This is a genomic window from Actinomyces sp. oral taxon 171 str. F0337, from assembly GCF_005696555.1.
Lineage (GTDB): Bacteria > Actinomycetota > Actinomycetes > Actinomycetales > Actinomycetaceae > Actinomyces > Actinomyces oris_E.
This window is the reverse complement of record NZ_CP040005.1, coordinates 1,550,831-1,577,379: the sequence shown is the minus strand read 5'-3', so window position 1 is coordinate 1,577,379 and position 26,549 is coordinate 1,550,831. Positions and strand designations below refer to the sequence as shown.

Here is a 26,549-nt window from a genome sequence, read left to right as displayed (position 1 = left end):
GGCGGCTGCCTTCCAGACAGCACGGCCCGTCCACAGGCGCATCACCGCGCTCAGCGCGACGCCGATCGGACCCGGCGCGTCAGGTGGCCCTGGAGGTGCTCACCCGCGTTCGCCGCGATGACGCCTTCGCCAACCTCCTGCTGCCCGAGCTGTTGGAGACCGCCGACCTGGATCGGCGCGACGCCGGCTTCGCCACCGCCCTGACCTACGGGACCCTGCGGCTCCAGGGGCGCTACGACGCGATGATCGCCGCCTGCACGGACCGCCCTCTGGAGCGCATCGACCCGGCCGTGCTCGACATCCTGCGCCTGGGAGCCCACCAGCTCATGGGTATGAGAGTGGCCCAGCACGCCGCCGTCAGCACCACCGTGGACCTGGCCACCACCTCCTGCGGGCGCGGCGCGGCCACCTTCGTCAACGCAGTCATGCGTCGGCTCAGCGGGCAGGACCTGGACTCCTGGATGGCTGCCCTGCAGCAGAACGCACCTGATGAGACGTCCGCCCTGGCCCGCACCCAGTCACACCCGGAGTGGATCGTCAAGGCACTGCGCCAGGCCCTGGTCACCCACGGCCGCAGCAGCGATGAGCTGGAGGCGCTCCTGATCGCGGACAACACCGACCCCGAAGTGGCCCTGTGCGCCAGGCCGGGCCTCATCGCCCCGGAAGCGCTGGCCAAGGTTGCTCGCAAGGCGGACCGGGCACACGACGTTGAGCCGCGTCCCGGCAGGATCAGTCCCCTCGCCGTCGTCATGGTCGGAGGAGACCCTGGCAGGATCGAGGCGATCCGCGACTCCCGGGCAGGGGTTGAGGATGAGGGGAGCCAGCTGGTGGCGCTCATTGCGGCACATGCTCCCCTCGAGGGGCGCGACGAGCGCTGGCTCGACCTGTGCGCCGGGCCCGGTGGCAAGGCCGCCCTGCTCGCCGCGCGGGCCGCTCAGAAGGGCGCTCAGCTGCTGGCCAATGAGGTCAGCCCCCACCGGGCCGACCTGGTGCGCTCCGCCCTGCGCGCCATCGCGCCGGACGTGGTCCGGGTGCGATGCGGCGACGGACGCGACCTCGGCCGTGATGAGTCCGGCACCTACGATCGTGTCCTGGTCGACGCCCCCTGTACGGGCCTCGGGTCACTGCGTCGTCGCCCGGAGGCCCGTTGGCGCCGTGCGCCGGGCGACGTCACCGTCCTGGCCGAGCTTCAGCGGGAGCTGCTGGCCAGCGCCCTGCGCGCCGTGCGGCGCGGGGGAGTGGTGACCTATGTGACCTGCTCACCGCACGCTCTGGAGACGACCTTCGTGGTGCGGGACGTGACGCGACTTCTGGAGCGGGAGGGCCTGCGCACTGAGCCCCTGCACGCCGGGGACGTCGCCACCCGCCTGGCCCCGCAGCCGCCGGCCGGATCCGACCGGGAGACGCTTCAGCTCTGGCCCCACCTCGACGGCACCGACGCCATGTTCTGCGCCTTGCTGCGCCGCACCAGCTGACTGACAACCACACCAGCGCATCACGAGGAGCACCCCGATGACGGCCATCCACCCCTCGATCCTCAACTGCGACATCGCCCATCTGGCCGACGAGCTCGACCGGGTCACGGGAGGTGCTGGCACCCCGGGCGCCGACGGGATCCACGTCGACGTCATGGACAACCACTTCGTGCCGAACCTGTCCTGGGGGCTGCCGGTGGTCGAGGCGGTGCTCGCCCACTCCTCGCTGCCCGTGGACGCCCACCTCATGATCCGCGACGCCGACCGCTGGGCGCCGACCTACGCCGAGGCCGGCTGCCAGATCGTCACCCCCCACGCCGAGGCCACGACAGCGCCGGTGCGTCTGGCGCGTGAGCTCCACCGACTCGGCGCCGGCGCGGGCATCGCACTGAGGCCCGCCACACCTCTGGAGGCCGTCGCCGACGTACTGGGGGACTTCGACCTTCTCCTGATCATGACCGTGGAGCCGGGCTTCGGAGGCCAGTCCTTCATCGAGTCGATGCTGCCCAAGATCCACCGCGCTCGCGAGCTGGTCGGCACCAGAGGACTCGACCTGCGAGTGCAGGTCGACGGCGGCATCACCTCACAGACGATCGAGCGCGCCGCCGAGGCCGGCGCCGATGTCTTCGTTGCCGGGTCCGCGGTCTACCGGGCCGACGACGCCTTGGCCGCCATCTCAGAGCTGCGTGAGGCGGCCTCCTCGCACCGCCATGACGCTCACGGCGGCCACTGACGACACTGAGGGGCGCTGAAGGCGGCCACCATCAGTGCCCAGTCCCGTCAAAGGAGGTGCTCATGATGCAGGCGTGACAGCCGATGTGCAGAGGCACCCCACGCCATCAGCCTTGTGGGAAACCTCAAAGGCGTTCGGGGAGCAGAAGGCACCTTTGCGAGGCCCCCGTTATGCCGCTCCATTACTGGGGTCTCGACTGTTACACCAACGCAACTCTTGGTCTTTGTGAGGTTTCCACAAATGGAATGTGGTGCCTTGACCACGTAACGTCGTTACCCAGTGGATCTGCCCTTCAGCGATTGTAGGGAAGGTACGGACCCACCCCGCCGGCCCAAGGATGGCCCGCCGCCAGCCCGGCACCGTCCAGGTAAGGAGACTCTTGGTGACCCTCTCCCGTATCCTCATCGCCAACCGTGGCGAGATCGCACTGCGTATCGTGCGAACCGCCCGCGATCTCGGGGCGACGTCGATCCTTCCGTACACGCCCGAGGACCTCATGAGCCCCGCGGCGGAGCTCGCCGACGAGGCCTACGCACTACCTGAGGGGTCGTCCTACACCGATGCGGCAGCGCTCCTCGAGCTGGCCCGCACCACCGGTGCCGACGCTATCCACCCCGGTTACGGGTTCCTGTCCGAGGACGCTGACTTCGCCCGCTCCATCATCGAGGCCGGCATCACCTGGGTCGGCCCCTCGCCTGAGGCCATGGATGCCCTCGGGGACAAGATGAGTGCCCGGGACACCGCCGAACAGGCCCGGGTCGCCCCGGTACCGGGCATCACCGACTCGGTCACCGACGCTGACACCGTGATCGACTTCGCCGCCGCCCACGGCTACCCGGTCGCTCTGAAGCGCACCGACGGCGGCGGAGGACGCGGTATCACCGTCCTGCACAACGACGACGAGGTCAGGACCACCCCTGCCTTCGAGTCGGCGGCGCAGGGCGGTGGCACCCTCATCCTGGAGCGATTCGTGACGGCCGCGCGCCACGTCGAGACCCAGTGCGCCCGCGACTCCCACGGCGGATTCGCCGTCGTCTCCACCCGCGACTGCTCCCTGCAGCGACGTAATCAGAAGCTCCTCGAGGAGGCTCCCGCACCTTTCCTGCCCGAGGGCGTTCACGACCGGCTCGTCGAGGCCTCCCGTCGTCTTTTGGAGACGGTCGACTACGTCGGGGTGGCCACCTGCGAGTTCCTCCTGACCCCCGAGGGCAATGTGTGGTTCCTGGAGGTCAACCCCCGTCTCCAGGTGGAGCACTGCGTCACCGAGGAGGTCACTGGCACCGACCTGGTCGAGGTCCAGCTGCGCATCGCAGAGGGCGGTCGCCTCGGTAAGCTCAATGAGCCTCGCGGTCACAGCCTCGAGCTGCGCATCACCTGTGAGGACCCCTCCCGTGGCCTGGCTCCCTCCACCGGCACCATCACTCGCCTGCGCTGGCCGGCCGGCCCCGGTATCCGTATCGAGTCCGGAGTCACCGAGGGTGATGTCGTCACCTCCCTGTTCGACCCGATGCTCGCCAAGATCATCGTCACCGGCGCCAGCCGGCAGCAGGCCATCGCCCGAGCCCGACGCGCCCTGCGAGAGACGGTCGTCGAAGGTGTCACCGTGTGCACCGCCCTGCACGCCGAGGTCCTGACCCGTCCCGACTTCACCGCACCCGACAAGGCCGGACAGCTGGCCGTGACCACGCGGTGGATCGAGAACGAGGTGCTGCCCGACCTCGATGACACCGCTGCGGCGTCGGAGGCCGACGGCTCCCCGGAGACGGTCGCCAATCCGCGTACCCGCTCCAGCTACGTCATCGAGCTCAACGGCCGCCGCATGCAGCTCACCCTGCCCGACGGGATCCTCGCACCCACCAACCCGGCGCGAGGCTTCAGCCCCCGCAGCAACCGGGCCCAGCCGCTGCGCAGCCGTTCCGGCGGGGGCCGCTCGCCCCGAGGCGCAGCCTCCGGCGACAACGGGGCCATCGCCGGTGAGCCCGGCGTCATCGCCGCCCCCATGCAGGCCATCGTCACCCGTATCTGTGTGGAACCGGGCCAGCAGGTCTGCCAGGGCGATCTGCTCGTGGTCCTGGAGTCCATGAAGATGGAGAACTACGTCCACGCACTCGGCGACGGCACCATCTCGGAGATCCCCGTCAGTGCAGGACGCACCGTCTCGGCCGGCGATGTCCTGGTGCGCCTGCACACCCCCGAGAACGACGCCGAGGAGGCCTGAACCGTGACCACCGATCCCATCACCGGCCCCGGAGCGCCTGCCGAAGCACCGGGCCAGGGAACCACCATGGCCGACTCGGTTGCCACCACCGCCTTCCGCCAGCGCATCGCCCGCATCGACCGGGAGGCCGAGGAGCGTGCCGCCGCTCGCCAGCACGCCAAGGGCAAGCGCACCGCCCGCGAGCGCATCAACGACCTGCTCGACGACTCCACCTTCCTGGAGATCGGTCGCTACACCGGTTCCGGAGCCGGCGACAAGGCCCGCCCCTCGGGCGTCGTCACCGGCTTCGGTCAGATCGATGGCCGCCAGGTGGCCGTCTACTCGCAGGACTTCTCCGTCTCCGGCGGCGCCCTGGGCACCATTGAGGGGGACAAGATCGTCCGTCTCCTGGACGACGCCCTGCGCCTGCGCATCCCCGTCATCGGACTCATCGACTCCGGCGGCGCCAAGATCCAGGAGGGCGTGGGAGCCCTGCGCCAGTACGGGCGCATCTTCAACCGCACCTGCGCGGCCTCCGGACTGGTCCCGCAGATCAGCGTCATCCTGGGACCCTGCGCCGGCGGCGCCGTCTACAGCCCGGCCCTGACCGACTTCGTCATCGCCACCCGCCAGGCCTCCCACATGTTCGTCACCGGTCCCGACGTCGTACGCGCCACAACCGGTGAGCAGATCAGCGCCGAGGACCTCGGCGGCGCGAGGATCCACGGCTCGGTCTCCGGCGTCGTCCACTACGTGGCTGAGGACGAGGAGGACGCACTGGGGCAGGTCCGCAGCTTCCTGGCCTACCTGCCCTCCTCATCCGGGGTCAGCGCCCCCCTGTACGCCTATGACGACACCGACGCCCAGGCCGACGCCGAGGCCGCCCGCGGCGTCGGCGAGATCGTCCCGGCCTCCACCCGCCAGGCCTATGACGTCGTCGAGGTTGTCTCTGCCGTTGTCGACCACGGCGAGCTCGTCCAGGTCCAGGAGGAGTTCGCCCCCAATGTCGTCGTCGGCTTCGCCTGCTTCGAGGGCCACCCGGTGGGGATCGTCGCCAACCAGCCGCTGGTGGACGCCGGCACCCTGGACGTCGACGCCTCCGAGAAGCTCGCCCGCTTCGTGCGCTTCTGCGACGCCTTCGGGCTGCCGGTGGTGACTTTCGTCGACGTTCCCGGCTACCGTCCCGGAGCCGAGCAGGAGCACGCCGGCATCATCCGCCGTGGCGCCAAGGTCATCAACGCCTACGCCACCGCCACCGTGCCGCTGGTGACGATCGTCCTGCGCAAGGCCTACGGCGGCGCCTACATCGTCATGGGTTCCAAGGCCATCGGCGCCGACCTCAACTTCTGCTGGCCGGGAGCCGAGATCGCCGTCCTGGGCGCTGCCGGCGCCGTCGGCATCATCCACCGTCGCGACCTGGCCAAGGTCCGCGACGAGCAGGGGGAGGAGGCCGCCGCCGCCGAGCACGAGCGGCTCGTGGCCGAGTACACCGACGCCGTCATCAACCCTGACAAGGCCGTGGCCATCGGTGAGATCGACGCCGTCATCGCCCCCGAGGACACCCGCAATGTCATCGTCGACTCGCTGGCCGCGCTGCGCGCCAAGAACGACGCCCGCCCCGAGTCCCCCAAGAAGCATGACAACATCCCCCTCTGAATCAGGCCACGAGTCCCACTGGCCGCTACGTTCCCCGTCGTCACCCGACCTCAGTTCCGGTAACTGTTCCGAGACCACCGACCACGCCGTCGCCACACCGAAGGACACCACGACCGTGCACACGAACTCGCAAGCCCCCAGCCCCGCGACCACCATCGCTGAGCGCCTGAGCGGAGGCGAGCCCTACATCATCACCTTCGGAGGCCAGGCCACGCCCTGGCGCCAGACGCTGGCCGACCTGGTCTCCCTGGACCACGTCCTGGCCGATGACGTCGTGGCGATCGACCGGGCCGTGGCCGAGCGCTTGGCCCCCGTTTCCACCGATCTGCTCACCGTGACCCCGCGCGGCTCGCGGCTCCTGGACGACGAGGCCGCCCCGGTCGCGCCCCAGCACCGCACCACCGCCGACGGCGCCGACGTCTCCGTGCCCGGCATCCTCATGGCCCAGCACGCGACCCTGGCCTCCCTGGCCGGCGCCGGCATCGACCCGACCGCCCACGCCCCGGTGGGCGCCATCGGTCACTCCCAGGGCGTTCTGGGTGTCAGCCTGCTTCAGGCCGTGCAGGCCGGTGAGCGCGAGAGCGTCATCGAGGTTCACGCCATCGCCCGCCTCATCGGCGCCGCGGCCACCCGCACCACCCGCCGCCTCGACCTGGGCACGGTGGGGGAGTCCACCCCCATGCTCTCGGTCCGCGGTGTCACCCGCAGCGTGCTCGACGCCGTCCTGTCCCGGGTCCCCGGCTCGGAGCGGATCTCCGTGGGCGTGACCAACGGCCGTCAGGCGCACATCCTCTCGGGGCGCCCGGCCGATCTCGAGGGCGTCGTCACCGCGCTGGAGGCGGCCGCCGCCCGCAGCGCCAAGGCCCGTAAGGACCGCCGCCGCGGCGGTGCCGTCCTGGCCCCGGTCACCGAGTTCCTCGCCACCTCGGTCCCCTTCCACACCCCGTTGCTCGCCGGTGCCGTCGATGACGTCGCCGTCTGGGCGGCCACCTGTGGCCTCAACGAGAAGCTCGCCCGCGAGCTGGCCACCGCCGTGCTCATCGACCCGGTCGACTGGCCCGGCCTGGTCACCGAGGCCCTCGGGATCGGATCGGCCGCCCCGGTGCGCACCGTCCTGGACCTGGGACCGGGCAACGTCCTGGTCCGTCTCACCGAGGGCGTCGTGGCCGGTACCGGAACCACCGTCGTGCCCGCAGGGACCGCCAAGGCCATTGACGACCTCGACCGCGCCGGCGCAGCCCCCCACCCCAGTGTCGACCGCTCCCGCTTCGCCCCGCGCATCACCCGCCTGCCCGACGGCCGCCTCACCCTGGACACCGCCTTCACCCGCCTGACCGGGCGCAGCGCGGTGCTCCTGGCGGGAATGACACCCACCACCGTGGATCCCGCCATCGTGGCGGCCGCCGCCAACGCCGGCTACTGGGCCGAGCTCGCCGGTGGGGGCCAGACCACCCCCGCCGTCCTGACTGAGAACCTCGAGGGCCTGGAGAAGGCGCTCGAGCCCGGGCGCACCGCGGCCTTCAACGCCATGTTCATGGACCGCTACCTGTGGAACCTGCACCTGGGGACCCAGCGTCTGCTGTCCAAGGCCCGTGCCGGGGGCGCCCCCATTGACGGCATCACCATCTCCGCAGGGATCCCCGAGCTCGAGGAGGCCACCGCCCTGCTCGAGCGCCTCCACGCCGAGGGCTTCCCCTACATCGCCTTCAAGCCCGGCACCGTGGACCAGATCCGTCAGGTCCTGGCCATTGCTCGGGCCGTGCCCGACAGCCCCGTCATCATCCAGATCGAGGACGGGCACGCCGGTGGCCACCACTCGTGGGAGGACCTGGACACCATGCTCCTGGCCACCTACGACGCCATCCGTGCCGTGACCAACGTGGTGCTCGTCGTCGGAGGCGGAATCGGTACGCCCACCCGTGCGGCCGACTACCTCACCGGCCGCTGGGCCGAGGCCTACGGAACGGCCGCCGCCCCCGTCGACGGCGTCATGATCGGCACCGCCGCCATGACCTGCCTGGAGGCCAAGACCAACGACGACGTCAAGCAGCTCCTCGTCGACACCCCCGGGATCCCCGAGGACTCCGGGGTCGAGGGCGGCTGGGTGGCCTCCGGGGAGTCCATCGGCGGCATGACCTCCGGGCTGTCCCACCTGCGTGCCGACCTCTACGAGATCGACAACTCCTCGGCCCGGGCCTCCCGCCTCATCCAGGAGCTCGCCGGTGACGAGGCCGCCATGGCCGCACGCCGCCAGGAGATGATCGACGCCCTGGCCAAGACCGCCAAGCCCTACTTCGGCGACGTCGAGGAGATGACCTACCTTCAGTGGGCCACCCGCCACGCCGAGCTGTGCGTGGCCCCCCACGAGGGTCGCTCCGCCACCCGCGCCGACTGGGCCGATGAGGGTTGGTACGACCGCTTCATCGACCTGCTGCACCGCATCGAGGCCCGCCTGAGCCAGGCCGACCACGGCGAGATCCCCACGCTCTTCGCCGACTACGACGCCGTCATCGACTCCGACGCCGCCCTGGCCGCCCTGGCCGAGCGCTACCCGTCGGCCGCCTCCACTCTGGTGGAGCCCGTCGACGCCGCCTGGTTCGTCGACCTGTGCCGCAAGCACCCCAAGCCCGTGCCCTTCGTGCCCGTGGTCGACGCCGACATCCTGCGCTGGTGGGGCACCGACTCCCTGTGGCAGTCCCAGGACCCGCGCTACACCGCCGACCAGGTGCGCATCATCCCCGGTCCCGTCGCCGTGGCCGGCATCACCACCATCAACGAGCCGATTGGCGAGCTGCTGGGCCGCTTCGAGACCGCCGCCGTCGAGGCCCTCCAGGAGGCCGGCACGGGCGAGCAGGAGGCCGCCGGCCGTCTGGGCGCCGCCCCCGCCGTGGCCGACGGCGTCCTGGCAGCCCCCGTGGCCGACGCCAAGGAGCTCGTCCAGGTGGCCCCCCACGTCCTGTGGAACGGCCACCTGACGGTCAACCCGGCCACCGTCCTGGATGACGACGCCTACAACGTCGTCGCCCGCCCGGACGTGGCCGAGGACGCCTACGACCTCGACATCCGCCTCGACACCCACTGGGACGGCACTCCCGGCGGAGACAAGATCCACGCCGTGCGCCGCCTCGTGGTGCCGCTGCGACTGGCCCGCGCCTGGGACGGCGCCGCCCCGTTGGTCGACCCCGAGCGCATCAGCGAGACGATGAATGACCTGCTGCGGGCCACCGCCGGCGTGGGGGCCGTGTCCATCACGGGTGACGACGTCGACCACCTGCCCGAGGTCCGCCCCGGGCAGGCCGGTGCCACGGACGTCCTGGGGCGTCCCACCACCCAGCCCTTCGGCACCATCCACGGCTCCTTCACCCTGGCGAGCACCCTGGGCCACGACCACGCCTCAGTGACGGCCGATGCCCTCCCGGCGGACCTGTCTGCCGCTCCCTTCGTGCCCGACGCCCTGCTCGGCCCCTGCTGGCCTGTGGTCTACGCCGCCCTGGGCAGCGTTGTCGAGGACGGCATGCCGCTCATCGAGGGCCTGCTCGGTGCCGTCCACCTGGACCACACCATCGACCTGCACCTCACCCTCCACCAGCTCCAGGAAGCAGCGGCCACGACCAGCCCCACCATCAACGTCACCGGCTGGGTCGCGGCGCTGGAGGAGTCCAGTGCCGGTCGCGTCGTCGACGTGCGCCTGGAGCTGACCGACGCCGGCGACGGCACCGTAGTGGCGCTCATGCGTGAGCGCTTCGCCATCCGCGGTCGCGCCTCCGGCAACGCCGTGCCCAGCGCCCCTGAGCTCGCCGGCGGCACCGGCCGCGAGACGGCCCCGGCCGCTCGCCGCATCCTGCGCCGCGCCACCGTTACCGCGCCTGCGGACATGACGGCCTTCGCCCGGGTCACCGGTGACTTCAACCCGATCCACACCTCCTACAACGCCGCCCGCGTGGCCGGTATGGAGGCCCCGCTCGTCCACGGCATGTGGCTGTCGGCCACCGCCCAGCAGGTGGCGGCCTCCACCGCGGTCGACGGCTCGCGCCACGTCCTCGCCGGCTGGACCTACGTCATGACCGGTCCGGTGGAGCTGAGCGACGACGTCGAGATCACCGTGGAGCGCACCGGCCTGGTGGTCGGCGGCGGCTACGTCCTGGAGGTCGTCTGCCGCATCAACGGCGAGGTCGTCTCCCGCGGCACCGCCGTGACGACGCCCGAGCCCACCGCCTACGTCTACCCCGGCCAGGGCATCCAGGCCCCCGGCATGGGCCTGGACGAGATGAACTCCTCCAAGGCCGCACGGGAGATCTGGGAGCGGGCCGATGCCCACACCCGCGCCGAGCTGGGCTTCTCCGTCATCAACCTGGTGCGCGACAACCCCACTGAGATGACCGCCCGAGGCGTCACCTACCGCCACCCCGAGGGTCTGCTCAACCTCACCCAGTTCACCCAGGTGGCCCTGGCCACCGTGGCCATGGCGACCACTGCGCGCCTGGCCGAGGCCGGTGCCCTCGTGGACGGCGCCGCCTTCGCCGGCCACTCCCTGGGCGAGTACACGGCGCTGAGTGCCTACGGGCGCGTCATGCCCGTGGAGACGACCATCTCCATCGTCTTCCAGCGCGGCTCCACCATGCACTCGCTGGTGCCCCGTGACGCCGACGGCGCCTCGAACTACCGCATGGGCGCCCTGCGCCCCAACCAGGCGGGGATCAAGGCCGACGAGGTCGAGGCCTACGTGCAGTCGATCTCCCAGGAGACCGGCGAGTTCCTCCAGATCGTCAACCACAACCTGGCCGGCGTCCAGTACGCCGTGGCCGGCACGATCAAGGGCCTGGACGCCCTGGCCGCCGACGCCCGCGCCAAGGCCAAGGCCCGCGGCGGCAAGAACCCCTTCATGTTCGTGCCCGGCATTGATGTGCCGTTCCACTCCGAGGTGCTGCGCCCCGGCGTGCCGGAGTTCCGTGGCCGCCTGCTCGAGCTCGTCCCTGACGACCTCGACGTCGAGCGCCTGGTGGGCCACTACGTGCCCAACCTCGTGGCTCGGCCCTTCGCCCTGACCCAGGACTTCGCCCGCTCGATCCTTGAGGTCGTGCCCTCGGAGCCCGTCGAGGAGATCGTGGCCGACTGGGACTCCTGGGTGAAGCGCCCCACGGAGCTGGCCCGCGTCCTGCTCGTCGAGCTCCTGGCCTGGCAGTTCGCCTCCCCGGTGCGCTGGATCGAGACCCAGGAGGTCCTGCTGTCCTCCCCGAGCGAGGGCGGCCTGGGGATCGAGCACATCGTCGAGGTGGGCCTGGCCAATTCCCCCACCTTGGCGAACCTGGCCACCAACACGCTACGACTGCCCCAGCACGCCGGGCGTCACGTCACCGTGCACAACGCTCGCCGCGACGAGGCCCGGGTCCTGGCCACCGACACCGATCCGGCCGTCGAGCTCACCGAGCCGAACTTCGATGTTCCGGCCGCCGAGGAGCCGGCTGCTGAGGCCGCTGCTCCCGCGCAGGCCGCTACGGCCGAGCAGACCCCGGCTCCCGCAGCCGAGGCCTCGCCCGTTTCGGCGGCTCCGGCCGCAGGCGGACCGGTGGACGACCTTCCCTTCGGGGCGACCGACGCCCTGACGGTGCTCCTGGCCCATGCCTCGCGCATCCGTCCCGAGCAGATCGGAGCCACTGACACCACCGAGACGCTCACCAACGGAGTCTCCTCGCGCCGTAACCAGCTCCTCATGGACCTGGGCACTGAGCTCGAGCTCGCCTCCATCGACGGCGCCGCCGACGCCGACATGACGGCCCTGGCCGCCACGGTCGCCAAGGGCGCCCCGGGCTACAAGGCCTTCGGCCCCGTCCTCACAGAGGCGATCCGAGTGGGGCTGGGCCGCCTTCTGGGCCCCTCCGGCGTGCGCGCCTCCCGCATCGCCGACCGCGTCACCGGCACCTGGGGCCTGGGGCAGGGGTGGGTCTCCCACGTGACCGCCGCTCTGTTCCTGGGCACCCGGGAGGGAGCATCGATGCGCGGCGAGGACCTGGCCTCCCTGGGGTCCTCGGCCCCGTTGACCAGCGCGAGCGCCGTGGACACCCTCATCGACTCCGCCGTCCAGGCCGTTGCCGCGGACCATGGCGTGACCGTCGCCAAGCCGAGTGCCGGCGGCGCCGGAGGCGCCGTGGTCGACTCCGCGGCCCTGGACGCCTTCGCCCAGAGCGTCACCGGTGATGAGGGCGTCCTGGCCACCACGGCCCGCACCCTCCTGGAGGCCCTGGGCCTGACCGAGAAGGCCACTGTCCCGGCTGATGCCGATGATGAGGCCTCCCGTACCCGGGCTGCCCTGGCGGCCCTGGACGCCGAGCTCGGCGCCGGATGGGTCACGTCCGTCACCCCGGCCTTCGCCCCAGAGCGCGCCGTCCTCATCGACGACCGCTGGGCCACGGCCCGTGAGGACGTTGCCCGCCTCGGCTCCGGCGAGACCGACCTGGACGCCTCCCGCCGGCTCCTGGCCCCCGAACGCTTCGTGGGCCTGGGGCAGGCGGTGGCTGATCACGCCACCTGGTGGGCCAAGCAGGTCAAGGACTCCGATCTGGCAGACGGCGCCGAGCGCGCCGCCATCCTGACCGGGATCGCCCAGGCCGCGCCGAAGGCCCCCCAGGCCGGCGATCCCACGGTGCGCTGGTCCGAGGACGTCGCCGTCGTCACCGGTGTGGCCCCCGGCTCCATCGCGGCGGCCGTCGTCGGAGAGCTGCTGGCCGGTGGCGCCACCGTGGTGGCCACCAGCTCGCGCCTGACCCACGAGCGCCTCGAGTTCGCCACCACCCTGTACCGCGAGCACGCCGCGGCCGGCGCCAAGCTGTGGATGGTTCCCACGAACCTGTCCTCCTACCGGGACGTCGACGCCCTGGCGGAGTGGATCGGCAACGACCAGGTGGTCACCTCCGGAAGCTCCACCAAGGTCGTCAAGGAGGCACTGGTTCCCACCCTCCTGTTCCCCTTCGCCGCGCCGCGAGTCTCGGGCACACTGGCAGACGCCGGCCCCGCGGCCGAGTCCCAGACCCGCCTGCTGCTGTGGTCGGTGGAGCGCACCATCGCCGCCCTGAGTGCCATCGGCTTCGACACCCACGTCGACCACCGTCTGCACGTGGTGCTGCCCGGCTCCCCGAACCGGGGCACCTTCGGTGGTGACGGCGCCTACGGCGAGGTCAAGTCCGCTCTGGACGCGATCGTCAACCGCTGGTCGTCGGAGCGTGCCTGGGCTCAGCGCGTCACTCTGGCCCACCCCCGTATCGGCTGGGTCAAGGGCACCGGCCTCATGGGCGGTAACGACCCGCTCGTCGCTGCCGTCGAGGCCGCCGGGGTGCGCACCTGGACCACGGAGGAGATCGCCTCCGAGCTCGCCGGCCTGTGCACCTCCGAGGTGCGTACCCGTGCGGCCCGGACTCCTGTGAACGCCGACCTCACCGGGGGACTGGGCGACGACATCGACCTGGTGGCCCTGCGTGAGAACGCCGCTGCACAGGCCGCCGCGCCCACCGAGGAGACCGAGGCCCCTGCCGTCATCAAGGCCCTGCCCACCCCGGTGATGCCGACTCAGCCCACCGCCCCCCAGTGGGGCGAGGTGAGCGCCGACCCCGACGACCTGGTGGTCATCATCTCCACCGGAGAGGTCTCCACCTGGGGATCGGGCCGTACGCGCCGCGAGGCCGAGCTGGGTATGAGCGGCGGGGAGGACGTCGACCTGACCGCCGCCGGCGTCCTCGAGCTGGCCTGGGGCATGGGGCTGCTCACCTGGCAGGACAGCCCCAAGGCCGGCTGGTACGACACCGACGGGGAGATGGTCGAGGAGTCCGACATCCTGGAGCGCTACCGCGACGAGGTCGTGGCCCGCTGCGGTATCCGCGAGTTCGTCGACGACGGCGTCATCGCGCCGATCGCCGACGAGGAGGTCACCGTCTACCTCGACCGTGACATCACCCTGTCGGTTCCCGACGAGGCCACGGCCCGCACCATCGAGGCCTCTGACCCCGAGCACACCCTCGTGGTCCCCGACGCCGAGACCGGGGAGTGGACCGTCACCCGACTGGCCGGCTCACTAGCCCGGGTGCCGCGCCGTGCTGCCCTGTCGCGCACGGTCGGCGGCCAGTTCCCCCGCGACTTCGACCCGGAGCGCTGGGGCATCCCCGCCTCGATGACCCAGGGCATGGACCCGATCGCCTCCTGGAACCTGGTCACCGCCGTCGACGCCTTCCTGTCGGCCGGCTTCACCCCGGCCGAGCTCCTCAAGGCCGTCCATCCCTCCGACGTGGCCTCCACACAGGGCACCGGGTTCGGCGGCATGGAGTCGATGCGCAAGATGTTCGTCGGCCGGTTCCTGGGGGAGGAGCGTCCCAGCGACATCCTCCAGGAGGCCCTGCCCAATGTCGTGGCCGCCCACGTCATGCAGTCCTACATCGGCGGCTACGGCGCCATGGTCCAGCCGGTGAGCGCCTGCGCGACCGCGGCCGTCTCCATCGAGGAGGGCTGGGACAAGATCGCCCTGGGCAAGGCCGACGTCGTCGTGGCCGGCGCCATCGACGACATCTCGATCGAGTCCGTCGTCGGCTTCGGCAACATGAACGCCACCGCGGAGGCCGCGGCCATGCGCGCCAAGGGCATCTCCGACCGCCACTTCTCCCGCGCCAACGACCGCCGCCGCGGCGGATTTGTGGAGGCCGAGGGCGGCGGCACGGTGATCCTGGCCCGTGGCTCGGTGGCGGCCCGAATGGGCCTGCCGGTGGCCGGTGTGGTCGGTTTCGTCTCCTCCTACGCCGACGGCGCCCACACCTCGATCCCGGCGCCCGGCCTGGGCGCCCTGGGCGCCGGCCGCGGCGGGCGCAGCTCGCGCCTGGCCAAGGCTCTGGCGGCCCTGGGTGTGGAGGCCGACGACATCGCGCTGGTCTCCAAGCACGATACCTCCACCGGTGCCAACGACCCCAACGAGTCCGAGCTGCACACGCGTCTGGCGCGCGCACTGGGACGCTCCGAGGGCAACTCGCTGGTGGCGGTCTCGCAGAAGACCATCACTGGTCACGCCAAGGGCGGTGCCGCCGTCTTCCAGGTCGCGGGTCTGACCGAGATCCTCGCCTCCGGCGTGGCTCCCGGTAACGCCTCCCTGGACGTCGTCGATGCCCCCCTGGCCAAGGACGCCTTCTGGGTGTGGCCGCGCAGGCCCATCCGTCTGGCCGGCCGTGGCGGCCAGGACGGGCGCGTCCCCGGTGCCGGCCCGGTGCGAGCCGGCCTGCTGACCTCGCTGGGCTTCGGACACGTCTCGGGTCTCATCGCGATCGTCCACCCCGGTGCCTTCGAGGCCGCCCTGCGTCAGGCCGAGGGCCAGGAAGCGGTTGACGCCTGGCTGGCCTCCGCCAACGCCCGCCTGGCCGCCGGGACCAGGCGCCGCCGCGCCGGCATGATCGGCCGGGCCCCGCTGTTCGAGCAGGTCCAGGGCCGGCGCCTGGGGGAGGAGTCCAAGCAGCGCGACCCGCACGAGGTCGAGGCCGCCATGCTGCTCGACCCCGACGCCCGCCTGGGCTCCGACGGCGTCTACCACGCAGGGGAGACCATCGCCTGACGCCGAGCCGATTTCGGCCCGCCGCCTACAGGCGGCCGTTGCCCCCTCCACCACGCAGCCTCAGCGGAGGGGGCAACGGTACACCTCCTGTGGGAGACGCTCCAGGGTGTCCTTGTCAGCTCCACCCGGCCCGAGAACATCGAGGCCATTCGGCTCGTCGCCGAGCCCGACGACGCTGGCGAACCTGGCATGGGATCCGAACGATGAGCGAGCCCCGACCGCCGACGCGGCGCTCGGCACCGATGTCGACCTCGTCCACATTCTGTCGCTGGTCCACGAGCTGACGATCCCGGGCACCGGCTTCGCAGCACGTGCCTTCGCGGCCGGCGGGCTGCGCGTGGTGTGGCGCCGACGAGACCGAATCCCTTCAGCTGGGGCGCTTTGCCGCTCGGTTGGCCGCAAGGAGGCCGTCATCAAAGCCTGGTCCGAGGCCGTCAACTGCCGCAAGATCGAGCTCGTCTTGGACCGGCCGGGATGGTGCTCCCTGTGCCTGACCGGGGAGGTCAACTCCGTCGTCGCTCCCTCTCGGACAGGGAGCTGCGGACGCGATCTGCTGGCCCGTGTCGCTGAGTCCGACGGCGACTGGGCCATCGCCGTCGGACTCAGCTGCTCCGCTCAGTAGCTGGTTGGCTCCGCCTCGGGCTCCCGGCCTGCCCGTTCGTCGATGAAGAGGGCCGCGAGCCCTTCGGACTGCCGCGCCAGGAGAGCGACGTCCGCGCCGACGAGGATGAAGTCGACGCCCTGATCGAGGTAGCCGTGGGCGAGCGCCGGGTCGAAGGCGTTGATACCGACCTTCTTCCCTGCTTCCTGCCCGGCGGCGATCGCCCGCTGGACGGTGTCCACGACCTCCGGGTGGCCCTGCTGCCCGATGAGGCCCATCGAGGCGGCGAGGTCCGAGGGACCGATGAAGATCCCGTCGACACCCGGCGTCGCTGCGATCGCTTTGGCGTCCTTGACGGCTTTGGCGGACTCAATCTGGACGAACAGTGATACGAGCTCGTCATCAGCCCGCTGCAGGTACCGTTCGACCCGGTTCCACCGTGCGCCGCGAGCGAGGGCGGAGCCGACGCCCCGGACGCCCTCGGGCGGGTAGCGGGTCGCCCGCACTGCCTCGGCCGCGGCCTCGGCGGTGTCGACCATGGGCACGAGGAGGTTCTGCGCGCCCAGGTCGAGGTACTGCTTGATAAGGACCCGGTCGTTGAACGGGACTCGTACCACCGGCGTTGCCGGGTAGGCGGCCACCGCCCGGAGCTGTTCCTGGATCGAGGCGAGCGAGAGCGGCGCGTGCTCGCCGTCGATGAGGAGCCAGTCTAGGCCGCTGCAAGCGCAGATCTCGGCGGCCGTCGTAGAGCCCGAACAGACCCACATTCCCACCTGGGCACGCTCGGCGTCGGCGAGCCGCTGCGCGAAGGTGGGGGGCAGGATCACAGGAAGCGGCATGAGATCGTCCCCATATCTCCGTAGTCGCAGAATACGGCATCCCCGCGCTCCACCCACATCGGGCGAGTGAAGGATCCAGCGAGGATGATTTCGCCGGCCTCGAGCCTCTGGCCGTGTTGGTGGAGCTTGTTGGCGAGCCAAGCGACCCCGGTACCGGGGTGGTTGAGCACCCCAGCGGCCAGGCCCGTCTCCTCGATTGTCTCGTTGCGGTACAGCAACGCGCCGACGCGGCGAAGGTCTACCGCGTGCGGAGGCGTCGGGTTGCCTCCCAGCACCATCGCACCGTAGGCCGCGTTGTCCGAGATCGTGTCGACGATCGTTCGGCCCTCAAGCTCGACGTGGGAGTTGAGGACCTCGAGGGCCGGCGTCACGTACTCCGTCGCCCGCATGACGTCGAAGAGTGTGCAGTTCGGTCCCTCGAGAGCGTCCTTGAGGACGAAGGCCAGCTCGACCTCGATGCGGACGTTCGCGAAGGAGTCGAAGTCGAGGACCGCGCCGGTCTGGACGACCGTGTCCTCGAACATCACGCCGTAGTCGGGCTCAGTAATGCCGGTCGCGGCCTGCATCGCCTTGGACGTAAGCCCGATCTTGCGGCCGACGATCCGGTGACCCGCGGCCAGGCGCTGCTCCTTCCAGACGTTCTGGATGGCGTAGGAGTCCTCGACGTTGGCCTCGGGGTAGCGTGCCGTGATCCTCGGGATGAGAACGTGGGTGCGCTCGGCCTCCGCGAGCTCCGCGGCGAGCGAGTCGATCTGATACTGGGTGAGCATGTTGAGCCTCCTCCTGCAGGTTCAGGCTAGTCGGTGAGGTCGAAGACGCCGTCGAAGAACTCAGCGATCTCGGCCGTCCCGGTTAGCGGTTGGATGTCCGCCACGTACTGGTCGGGCCGGACGACAACGATCGCGCCATTCTCACTGATCCCACGGGCGCCGAAGATCGAGTCGCCGGGCACGGCGGACCAAGCCTGGTTCCAGTCCTCGACCTGGAACGGGCCGTTCTTCGGACGGAAGCCCGCGGGCACGTCCGTGATGTCGTAGGAGCGGTGCGGCTGGCGATAGATGACCTTGGCGTCGAAGAGCGTGTTGAGGTCGTCGCCAGGGCGGGTGTGGCGTACCGCCGGGGAGTCAGGGGCCTCCGCCCACCAGCGCGCGAAGTCAGTCACAGGGCCGTCCTCGCCAGGAGCAGCGGCATCGGCGAAGACGTAGACGCGCCAGCGGCCGTCGGCCTCGTGCTGGTGGCCGATGTGTAGAGGCACGGCGTCACAGCGACGCACGGCCTCGTAGGACTTGAACCGCTTGCCGAGTGGGTAGCCCGTGGCAAGCTCCTGCCGGGCACGGCCTGAGATGATCATCGAAGGCTTGTACTCCGTCATGAAGCCAGCCGGGAACTCAGCGGTGCGGACATAGAAGTCCTCGATACACTCGTCGTCCGGGGTGTTGCCGGCCATGCGGCCGGACCACGACAGGTCAAAGTCGATGAGGTCCTGGGCGATCTGCTGACGCTCGGCGTTGTAGGTACGCAGGAGCTTGTGCGAGGAGTAGCCGCGCAGCACCTGGGCGAGCTTCCACCCGATGTTCCAGGAGTCCTGCATGGACACGTTCATGCCCTGGCCGGCTTTTGCGGAATGCGTGTGGCAGGCGTCGCCGCAGATGAAGACACGGGCCTCGCGGTCCATGTCCGGGTCGAGCCCAACCTCGTCGAAACGGTCGGTAACGCGATGGCCCACTTCATAGACGCTCCACCAGGCGACCTCTTTCGGGACGATCCGGTAAGGCGCAACAATGGCGTTCAGCCGGCGGACGATCTCCTCGAGTGGGGTCTTGCGGACCTCGTGGTCGTCGTTCTCGGGAACCCGGCCGAGGTCGACATAGCTCCGGAACAGGTAGCCGCCCTCACGCGGGATGTGGAGGATATGGCCCTGGTTGGAGGTGATGATGCACTTGGTGCGGATGTCCGGGAAGTCGGTGTCGGCGACCATGTCCACCACGCCCCAGGCATGGTAGGAGATCTTGCCTTGGTGCGTGGCGCCGATGGCCTTGCGCACGCCCGAATGGGCGCCGTCACCGCCGACGACGTATTTTGTGCGGACCGTGAGCTCCTCGCCCTCGCGCTCGCCCGTGCTGCGGCGCAGACGCACCTCGACGGGGTACTCGCCCTCGCCGATGGTGAGGTCGACGAACTCGTAACCGTAGTAGGGGGCATTGCGTGAGGGTTGGCGGCCCATGAACTCGCGGAAGTAGTCGAGGACGCGCGCCTGGTTGACGATCAGGTGGGGGAACTCCGAGATACCCTGAGGGTCGTCGTCGGTGACGCGGCTGCGCACAATGTGCTCCGGGGCCAACGGGTCCGGGGTCCAGAAGGCCGTCTCGGTGATGCGGTAGGCCTCGTCAATGATCTCGTTGGCGAACCCGAACGCCGCGAAGGTCTCGACCGACCGGGCCTGGATACCGTCAGCGTGACCGAGTTCGAGGCGTCCGCCCCGCTTCTCGATGAGGCAAGTCGTGATCTCGGGAAAGACTGACAGCTGGGCTGCGGCAACGATCCCGGCTGGGCCCGAGCCGACAATGAGAACATCCATGGTCTCGGGCAGATTGGGGGAGCGGTCGATGCCGATGCCAGCGGCGGGCTTGATACGGGGATTCTCGGAGACGTAGCCGTGGTGGTTGAACTGCATGGTCATTCCTTATTCGGTTGCTGGTCGTCACCCTTGACGAGGTAACCGCGGCCCGGTCGGGCCGGGTGCTCACTCCGTCGTGAACGCCTCGGGTAGGTGGTTCTTCATAGAGGCGAGTTTGTGCTCGCGTGCGTAGTGCTCGATCTCGTCGGTCGGCGCACCGTCCCGGATGAGGTCGATGAGGTGATCGTGCTGAGCGATCGAGACGCTCGAGGTCCGGGGGCTGAAGCCAAGACCCGAGCGGCGGATCATGTTGACTCGCTCGGCCTCGGTCCTCATGATCCCGAGGATCCGCTCATTGCGGCAGGCCGAGGTGAGTACCGTGTGGAAGCGGCCGTTGAGGTCCCGGTAAACGCTGGAGTCGAAGCCTTGCTCGAGGAGCATGCGCATCTCGTCGTTGATCGCGGTCGCTTCCTCGAGGTCGGAGCGGGTGAGCCGTGGTGCCGACAGCGCCGTGGCCATCCCCTCAAGGAGAGCGAGGGACTCCATGGAGTCCTGGTAGGCAGACAGGTCCACGCCAGAGACCTGAGCACCAATGTTGTGCCGGTACTCGACGAGCCCCTCGGACTGGAGCCGCCGGACGGCCTCACGGACGGGGACGACGGAGACGCCGTGCTCTTTGGCGAGGACCGTGAGGACGAGCCGATAACCGGCCGTGTAGCGGCCATCGAGGATCCGGGACCGCAGTTCGTCGTAGACGAGTCGGGACTTCGAAGCGGACGGAGTCCTCAAGAATCCTCCTGAGTTGATGACGGGGCTGCCCACTGCGGCGGACCGCGCCTGGCGGACGGACTCGCACAGTGTAGGGGCAGCGCCCGTCACCATCGTCAACACCCGCTTAGAATCCGGCGCCGCGATCGAAGGTCGCCTCGGTCGCGTGGTGGGTGCGCGCGACCTCGTCGATCCTAGCGTTGAGCTCGGCGTCTGCGGCGGCCGAGAGGTCGCGGCCGGTGCGGTCCTTGAGAAGAACGGTGGCCATGAGACCGAGAACGGTGACGACGCACAGGTAGCTGGCGACCGCCATTGAGGTGTGGAACTGGGCTTGGAGAGCCGTGGCAATGAACGGAGCAAAGGCGCCGCCGAGGATCGCACCGAAGGCATTGGCGAGGCCCGCGCCCGAGTAGCGGATACGGGCCGGGAACATCTCGGCGAAGAGCGCGGCCTGGGGGCCGTAGGTCATACCGAGCGGGATCGTAAGGACGACCATGCCCAGGCCAATGAGAATGTAGGACTTGGTGTCGATGAGCTTGAAGGTGATGAAAATCCAGACCACCTGGATGAGGAACCCGATGAGGTAGACCTTCTTGCGCCCGATCCTATCGGAGAGCATGGCTGAGCCGAGGGTCGTGCCGACCCAGCACAGCGCGGCGAGCGAGACCAGGTGAAGGATGTTCTCGCGGACGAGGCCGAGGTCGTTTGTCGTGTAGGACAAGATGTAGCCGCCAGTGATCATGTAGCCGGCGACACCGTTGCCAGCGAAGATGATCATGCCTTGGAGGAGCGGCCGCCACGAGGTGCGGAACATGTCGACAAGCGGGAGACGAACCTGCTCGTCGGCGTCGGCGAGCTCGTCCATGACAGGTGACTCAGAGACCCCGAGACGGATAATCATGCCGATGACAACAAGCATGACCGATAGGAGGAACGGGATGCGCCAGCCCCAGCTGGTGAACTGTTCCTCGGTGGTGAAGCCGTCGACGATCGCGAGTGCGAGGGTCGCCAGGAGCATCCCGAGAGGGACGCCTATCTGAGGGAAGCCGCCGAAGAGGCCGCGCTTGTGGGCGGGGGCGTGTTCGACAGCCATGAGGGCCGCGCCGCCCCACTCGCCGCCGGCCGCGAACCCCTGGACGATCCGCAGAGAAATAAGGAGGATCGGGGCCCACACTCCGATGGCGGAGTAGGTCGGCAGGATGCCGATGAGAAAGGTCGCCACGCCCATGAGGATGAGCGTGAGAACGAGCATGGACTTGCGGCCGAGCCGGTCGCCGAAGTGTCCGGCGACGGCCGCGCCGAGCGGCCGGAAGAAGAAAGAGATTCCGACGGTTGCGAAGGAGATAAGGCGGCCGGCGGCGGCGCCCGCGTCCTCAACGAAGGGGTTGAAGAACAACGGCGCGAGGATGATGGCGGCCGCATTGGCGTAAATGAAGAAGTCGTACCACTCGACTGCAGTGCCAACGAGAGTGCCGAGGGCAACCCTGCGGTCCTCCGGCTTCTTATGGTCGAGAATGATGCCCTGTGGAGCTCCGGAAGCGCCGGTGAGGTGCGAGGCGGTACCTGCCATCAGACCTGACCCCCGACCTTGAATCCTGCCTCGGTGTCGCCCTTGCGCGTGTACGAGAAACCGTCAGCGCCGATAGTGACATCCATCTCCTTGACCTCGGTGCGCTCGATGACGGGCTGCGGGTTCCCATCGAGGTCGAGCACGAGGGAAGCGTCGGTGTACCACGAGGGCACAACCGGGTTGCCCCACCAGTCGCGGCGCTGGTTGTCGTGTACATCCCAGACGACTTCCGGGTTGTCCGGGTCGCCGGTGTAGTAGTCCTGCGTGTAGATCTCGACGCGGTGGCCGTCGGGGTCGCGCAGGTAGAGGTAAAATGCGTTGGAGACGCCGTGGCGGCCCGGGCCGCGCTCAATGTGGTCGGACATCCGCAGGGCGCCGAGCTTGTCGCAGATGTACAAGATGTTGTGTTTCTCGTGGGTCGAGAATGCGATGTGGTGCATGCACGGGCCGTTGCCACCGGTCATCGCGGTGTCGTGGACCGTGTGCTTGCGTGTCATCCAGGCGGCGTAAACGACGCCGTCGTCGCCCTTGATCGATTCGGTGGTCTTGAAACCGAGGTCGTTGAGGTATGCGGTGCCTTTGACGACGTCGGGGTAGACCTGATTGAAGTGGTCAAGGCGGACAAGCGCGCCTGCGCCTTGGAGCTCGTAGTTCCAGGCGAGCCGCTCGACGTGCTCGACCTCGTAGAAAAACTCGTAGGGGAAGCCAAGCGGGTCGACGACCCGCAGGGCGTTGGGGACACCCTTGGTGAACTTGCCGCGGCGGGTTTCGCAACCGAGCTCCTTGTAGTAGGCCTCGGCCTTGTCGACCTCCTCCTCGGAGCGAACGCGGAAGGCGAAGGCGGCGACACCTGCGACCGGGCCCTTGCGCAGGACGAGGTTGTGGTGGATGAACTCCTCGAAGGAGCGCAGGTAGATCGTGTTGTCGTCCTCTTCGGTGACGACGAGGCCGAGGACGTCGACGTAGAACTCGCGGGAGGCCGCGAGGTCGGTGACGACGAGGTCCATGTAGGCGCAGCGCAGGATGTCCGGCGCGGCGACGGTGGGGGTTGGGACGAGATCTAACATGACAGTCTCCTTTGGCTGTGATGTGAGTGTTGCGGCGTGCCGCTGGTGATGGGGTCGGGCCTGGCCCTTGGGGCCAAGCGGTGGATGGTGGGCGCCGCGCGGGGAGCGTTCTATCACTCCCTACGCTGGCGGGCGGCCAGGGCTCAGGCGCTAGGCCCGCCAAGGCCGAGGTCGTTGTCCGCGTAGCCGGTGGCGCCGAAGCGGGTCGTGTGGACGTCGCCAAGCGTGACGTGAATGGACTGCTGCACGGAGTAGAAGTCGAGGGACCGGTAGCCGCCCTCGTGGCCGAGGCCCGAGCCCTTGACGCCACCGAAGGGCGTCCGCAGGTCTCGGACGTTGTGGGAGTTGATCCACACCATGCCGGAGTCGATGGCGTGGGAGACGTTGTGGGCGCGGGCGATCGAGTTGGTCCACACGTACGCAGCTAGGCCATACTCGACGTCGTTGGCCAGAGCGATGGCCTCTTCATCGGTGTCGAAGGGGGTGATCGAGACGACGGGGCCGAAGATCTCCTCTTGGAAGATGCGGGCGGTGGGTGGGACGTCGGCGAAGACAGTGGCCTGGACGTAGTTGCCTTCGGGCAGGTGCTCTGGGCGCTCGCCGCCAGCGACGAGACGGGCCTCGCCCTTGCCGATCTTGATGTACTCGGTGACCTTCCGGTAATGCTCCGGGTGGACGAGGGCGGCGATCTCGGTCTTCGGATCCGAGGGCGGGCCGACCACGATCTTCTTGGCGCGCTCGGCGTAGGCCACGACGAAGCGGTCGTAGATGGGCCGCTCAACGAGGATCCTCGAGGAGGCGGTGCAGCGCTCACCATTGAGGGAGTAGACGCCGAAGAGCGTGGAGTCGAGAGCGGACTCGAAGTCGGCGTCGGCAAAGACGACGGCAGGGGACTTGCCGCCAAGCTCCATCGACATGTGTTTCATGTTGCGGGCACAGTTGCTGTAGATGACCTTGCCAGTGCCGAGCTCGCCCGTGAAGGAGATGAGCGGGACGTCGGGGTGCTTGACGAGGGCGTCACCGGCGGACTCCCCGAATCCGTGGATGATGTTGAAGACACCCTGAGGGACACCGGCGCGCTCCATGATTCCGGCCCACAGGTGGGCAGAGACGGGGGTGAACTCGGCGGGCTTGAGGATGACCGTGCAGCCGGAAGCGAGCGCCGGGGCCAGCTTCCACGACTCCTGCATGAAGGGCGTGTTCCAAGGAGTGATGAGGCCGGCGACGCCCAGCGGCTTGCGGTTGACGTAGTTGACCTGGCGGTCGGGCATCCTGAAAGCGCCGTCGACCTGGGCAACGATGAGGTCGGCGAAGAACCGGAAGTTCTCGGCGGCGCGGTTGGCCTGGCCTTTGGCCTGGCGGATGGGCAATCCGGAGTCGAAGGACTCGATGGCGGCGAGATCCTCATTGAGGGCGGCGACCTCGTCGGCGATTCGGTTGAGGATGGTGGCGCGCTGGCGGGGGAGCATGCGAGGCCAGGGGCCCTCTTCGAAGGCGCGCTTGGCTGCGGAAACGGCGAGGTCGACGTCGGCCTGAGATCCGGAAGAGCAAGTGATATACGCCCGGTTGGTCGTGGGCTCGAGGACGTCGAAGGTCGCGCCGTCAACGGAGTCGACGAGGACGCCGTCGATGTAGTGCTGGATGTGGTCCGGGAGGGACATGGGCGGGTTCGTCATGGTGGTCTCCTCGTTGAGGTTGTGGTGCAGTGGCGGTGTCTGTAGTGAGGCCGGGGTCCGGTGACGGACCGACGACGCAGCGTCAGGTTCCGTCCACGCTCTGGGGTGGCAGCGTGGGTCAGGCGCCGGTGGCGGCATCCTGCTCGTACCTCTCGCGCCACTCGGGTCCGAGGGGGAAGAGCCCTTTGAGCTCGTGCCCCTTCTGGACCATGCGGGCGATGTACTCCTCCTCGCGCTCCTGCCTCTCGGCGTCGGCGAGGACCTCCTCGACAAGCTCGGGCGGGATGACGAGGCCACCGTCGTCGTCCGCGACGATGACGTCGCCGGGTTGGATGGCAGTCCCACCGCAACTGATAGTGACGTCGACGTCCCAGGGGACATGGACCCGGCCGAGGACGGAAGGGTGGGTGCCAGCGCAGTGGACGGGCAGTCCGGTTGCGGCGACAGCGGCGGAGTCGCGGACGGCACCGTCGGTGATGATGCCGGCAGCGCCGCGGGCGAGGGCTCGGAGAGCGAGGATGTCGCCCAGGGTGCCAGCGGTATCGATGCCGCGGGCCTCCATGACGAGGACCTCGCCGGGGCGGAGAGCGTCGACGGCGCGCTTCTGGGCGTTGTAGCCGCCACCGCGAGCCTTGAAGAGATCAGGGCGGTAGGCGATGTACCGCAGGGTGCGGGCGGTGCCGACCATGCGGGTTCCGGGAACGAGCGGGTGGACGCCGTCGATGGTGGTGTCAGGCAAACCGCGGCGGCGGAGCTGGGAGGACAGCGTGGAGACGGCCACGGCGTCAAGTCGAGTGCGCAGCTCAGCGCTGAGTGAGAAGGTCGAGGGCAGGCCGGCGGCCTCACGTGAGCCCCAGGCATCGATGCGCTGCTGGTCGTCGACAGCGGGGGCGGAGCCGATGGGGGCGAGAGCGGGCGCCTCGACGACGGTCGTGGTAAGGGGACCGGTGGTGACGGCTGGATCGGTCTCGGAGAAGACCTCGACGGAGACAGTCTGGCCAGGTTGGAGGACAGAGCTGCCGGCAGGTGTGCCGGTGAGGATAACGTCCCCGGGCTCAAGGGTCATGACCCGGGAGAGGTCGGCGATGAGGTGGGCGAAGGGGAAGAGGAGGGTTGCGGAGGAATCATCCTGGACGATCTCGCCGTTCACAGTGGTGCGGATGTGCAGGGCGGCGGGGTCGATGTCCTCGGCCGGGATGAGGGTAGGGCCGAGAGGCGTCATGCCATCGCCGGACTTGGAGCGGGTGTTGGAACCGCGGTCGGCGGCGCGCAGGTCGAGTAGGCCCATGTCGTTGCCGGCGGTGACCCATCCAACGTGGCTCCAGGCCTCGTCCTCGGTAACGCGGCGGGCGGCGGTGCCGATGACAAGGGCGATCTCGCCCTCGAAGACGAGGAGCTCGGTGTTGGCGGGGCGCTCGACGGTGCCGGGGTCGGCAATGGAGGACGGGGCCTTGATGAAGTACGAGGCGTCGGAGGGAATCCGTCCACGCTGGGCGGCGCGGGAGGGGTAGGAGAGGTGGACGGCAATGATCTTGCCGATGGCGTGGCCAGTGGTCCTCGAGACGATCGTGCCCTTCATGACGCTCCTCGCAGGTGGTCGTGGGTGATGGGGTGCTTCCTCGCACTGCGCACCGTATATGAAGTCGTATACGATGCGTGTTAAGATCATGACGCAGATCACGGAGTGTGTCAACATGTTCCGAGGACGCGATTCTCAGACGTCATCACTTTGGGGTCGCCGACGCCGTCGGCCCCAGTATCCCGAAGGAGAAG

14 protein-coding genes are annotated in these 26,549 nt (G+C 69.4%); 6 read left to right on the top strand and 8 right to left on the bottom strand.

Annotated elements, in window-relative coordinates:
• Positions 1–83: 83 nt before the first annotated feature.
• The 6 genes from FBF36_RS06950 (at position 84) to FBF36_RS06925 (ending at position 16,260) form a co-directional block, all read left to right on the top strand.
• Positions 84–1,475 carry an RsmB/NOP family class I SAM-dependent RNA methyltransferase gene (locus FBF36_RS06950; RefSeq protein WP_009398001.1) on the top strand — a complete coding sequence of 464 codons (1,392 nt, stop codon included), beginning with the start codon at positions 84–86 and terminating at the stop codon, positions 1,473–1,475.
• A 37-nt stretch (positions 1,476–1,512) separates the two neighbouring features.
• Positions 1,513–2,208, top strand: coding sequence for a ribulose-phosphate 3-epimerase (gene rpe / locus FBF36_RS06945; protein WP_009397999.1), 696 nt, complete (start codon positions 1,513–1,515; stop codon positions 2,206–2,208).
• A 337-nt stretch (positions 2,209–2,545) separates the two neighbouring features.
• Positions 2,546–4,426 (top strand): biotin carboxylase N-terminal domain-containing protein, encoded by a 1,881-nt coding sequence (locus tag FBF36_RS06940; protein WP_009397997.1) that lies wholly within the window; start codon positions 2,546–2,548, stop codon positions 4,424–4,426.
• Positions 4,427–4,492: 66 nt separating this feature from the next.
• Positions 4,493–6,061 (top strand): acyl-CoA carboxylase subunit beta, encoded by a 1,569-nt coding sequence (locus tag FBF36_RS06935; protein WP_138137824.1) that lies wholly within the window; start codon positions 4,493–4,495, stop codon positions 6,059–6,061.
• A 115-nt stretch (positions 6,062–6,176) separates the two neighbouring features.
• Positions 6,177–15,638 (top strand): type I polyketide synthase, encoded by a 9,462-nt coding sequence (locus tag FBF36_RS06930; protein ID WP_138137320.1) that lies wholly within the window; start codon positions 6,177–6,179, stop codon positions 15,636–15,638.
• A 112-nt stretch (positions 15,639–15,750) separates the two neighbouring features.
• Complete coding sequence (locus tag FBF36_RS06925; RefSeq protein ID WP_138137318.1) at positions 15,751–16,260, top strand: hypothetical protein; 510 nt, start codon at positions 15,751–15,753, stop codon at positions 16,258–16,260.
• Here the strand turns inward: FBF36_RS06925 and FBF36_RS06920 are convergent.
• The 8 genes from FBF36_RS06920 to FBF36_RS06885 all read right to left on the bottom strand — a co-directional run bounded on the left by FBF36_RS06920 (position 16,254) and on the right by FBF36_RS06885 (position 26,355).
• Positions 16,254–17,078: an HpcH/HpaI aldolase family protein gene (locus FBF36_RS06920; RefSeq protein WP_009397632.1), complete on the bottom strand. Its 825-nt coding sequence runs from the start codon at positions 17,076–17,078 to the stop codon at positions 16,254–16,256. The genes FBF36_RS06925 and FBF36_RS06920 overlap by 7 nt on opposite strands.
• Positions 17,063–17,848, bottom strand: coding sequence for a fumarylacetoacetate hydrolase family protein (locus tag FBF36_RS06915; protein WP_009397633.1), 786 nt, complete (start codon positions 17,846–17,848; stop codon positions 17,063–17,065). The genes FBF36_RS06920 and FBF36_RS06915 overlap by 16 nt, the downstream gene beginning before the upstream one ends.
• Positions 17,849–17,874: 26 nt before the next feature.
• Positions 17,875–19,752 carry an FAD-dependent monooxygenase gene (locus tag FBF36_RS06910; RefSeq protein WP_034493101.1) on the bottom strand — a complete coding sequence of 626 codons (1,878 nt, stop codon included), beginning with the start codon at positions 19,750–19,752 and terminating at the stop codon, positions 17,875–17,877.
• Between the two features lie 69 nt (positions 19,753–19,821).
• Positions 19,822–20,484: a GntR family transcriptional regulator gene (locus FBF36_RS06905; RefSeq protein ID WP_225792310.1), complete on the bottom strand. Its 663-nt coding sequence runs from the start codon at positions 20,482–20,484 to the stop codon at positions 19,822–19,824.
• 106 nt (positions 20,485–20,590) lie between these two features.
• Complete coding sequence (locus tag FBF36_RS06900; protein WP_009397637.1) at positions 20,591–22,033, bottom strand: MFS transporter; 1,443 nt, start codon at positions 22,031–22,033, stop codon at positions 20,591–20,593.
• Positions 22,033–23,100, bottom strand: a complete 1,068-nt coding sequence (hpaD, locus tag FBF36_RS06895; protein WP_009397639.1) for a 3,4-dihydroxyphenylacetate 2,3-dioxygenase — start codon at positions 23,098–23,100, stop codon at positions 22,033–22,035. The genes FBF36_RS06900 and hpaD overlap by 1 nt, the downstream gene beginning before the upstream one ends.
• A gap of 143 nt (positions 23,101–23,243) precedes the next feature.
• Positions 23,244–24,776: an aldehyde dehydrogenase gene (locus tag FBF36_RS06890; protein ID WP_009397641.1), complete on the bottom strand. Its 1,533-nt coding sequence runs from the start codon at positions 24,774–24,776 to the stop codon at positions 23,244–23,246.
• 118 nt (positions 24,777–24,894) lie between these two features.
• Positions 24,895–26,355: a fumarylacetoacetate hydrolase family protein gene (locus FBF36_RS06885; RefSeq protein WP_009397643.1), complete on the bottom strand. Its 1,461-nt coding sequence runs from the start codon at positions 26,353–26,355 to the stop codon at positions 24,895–24,897.
• Between the last annotated feature and the right edge of the window lie 194 nt (positions 26,356–26,549).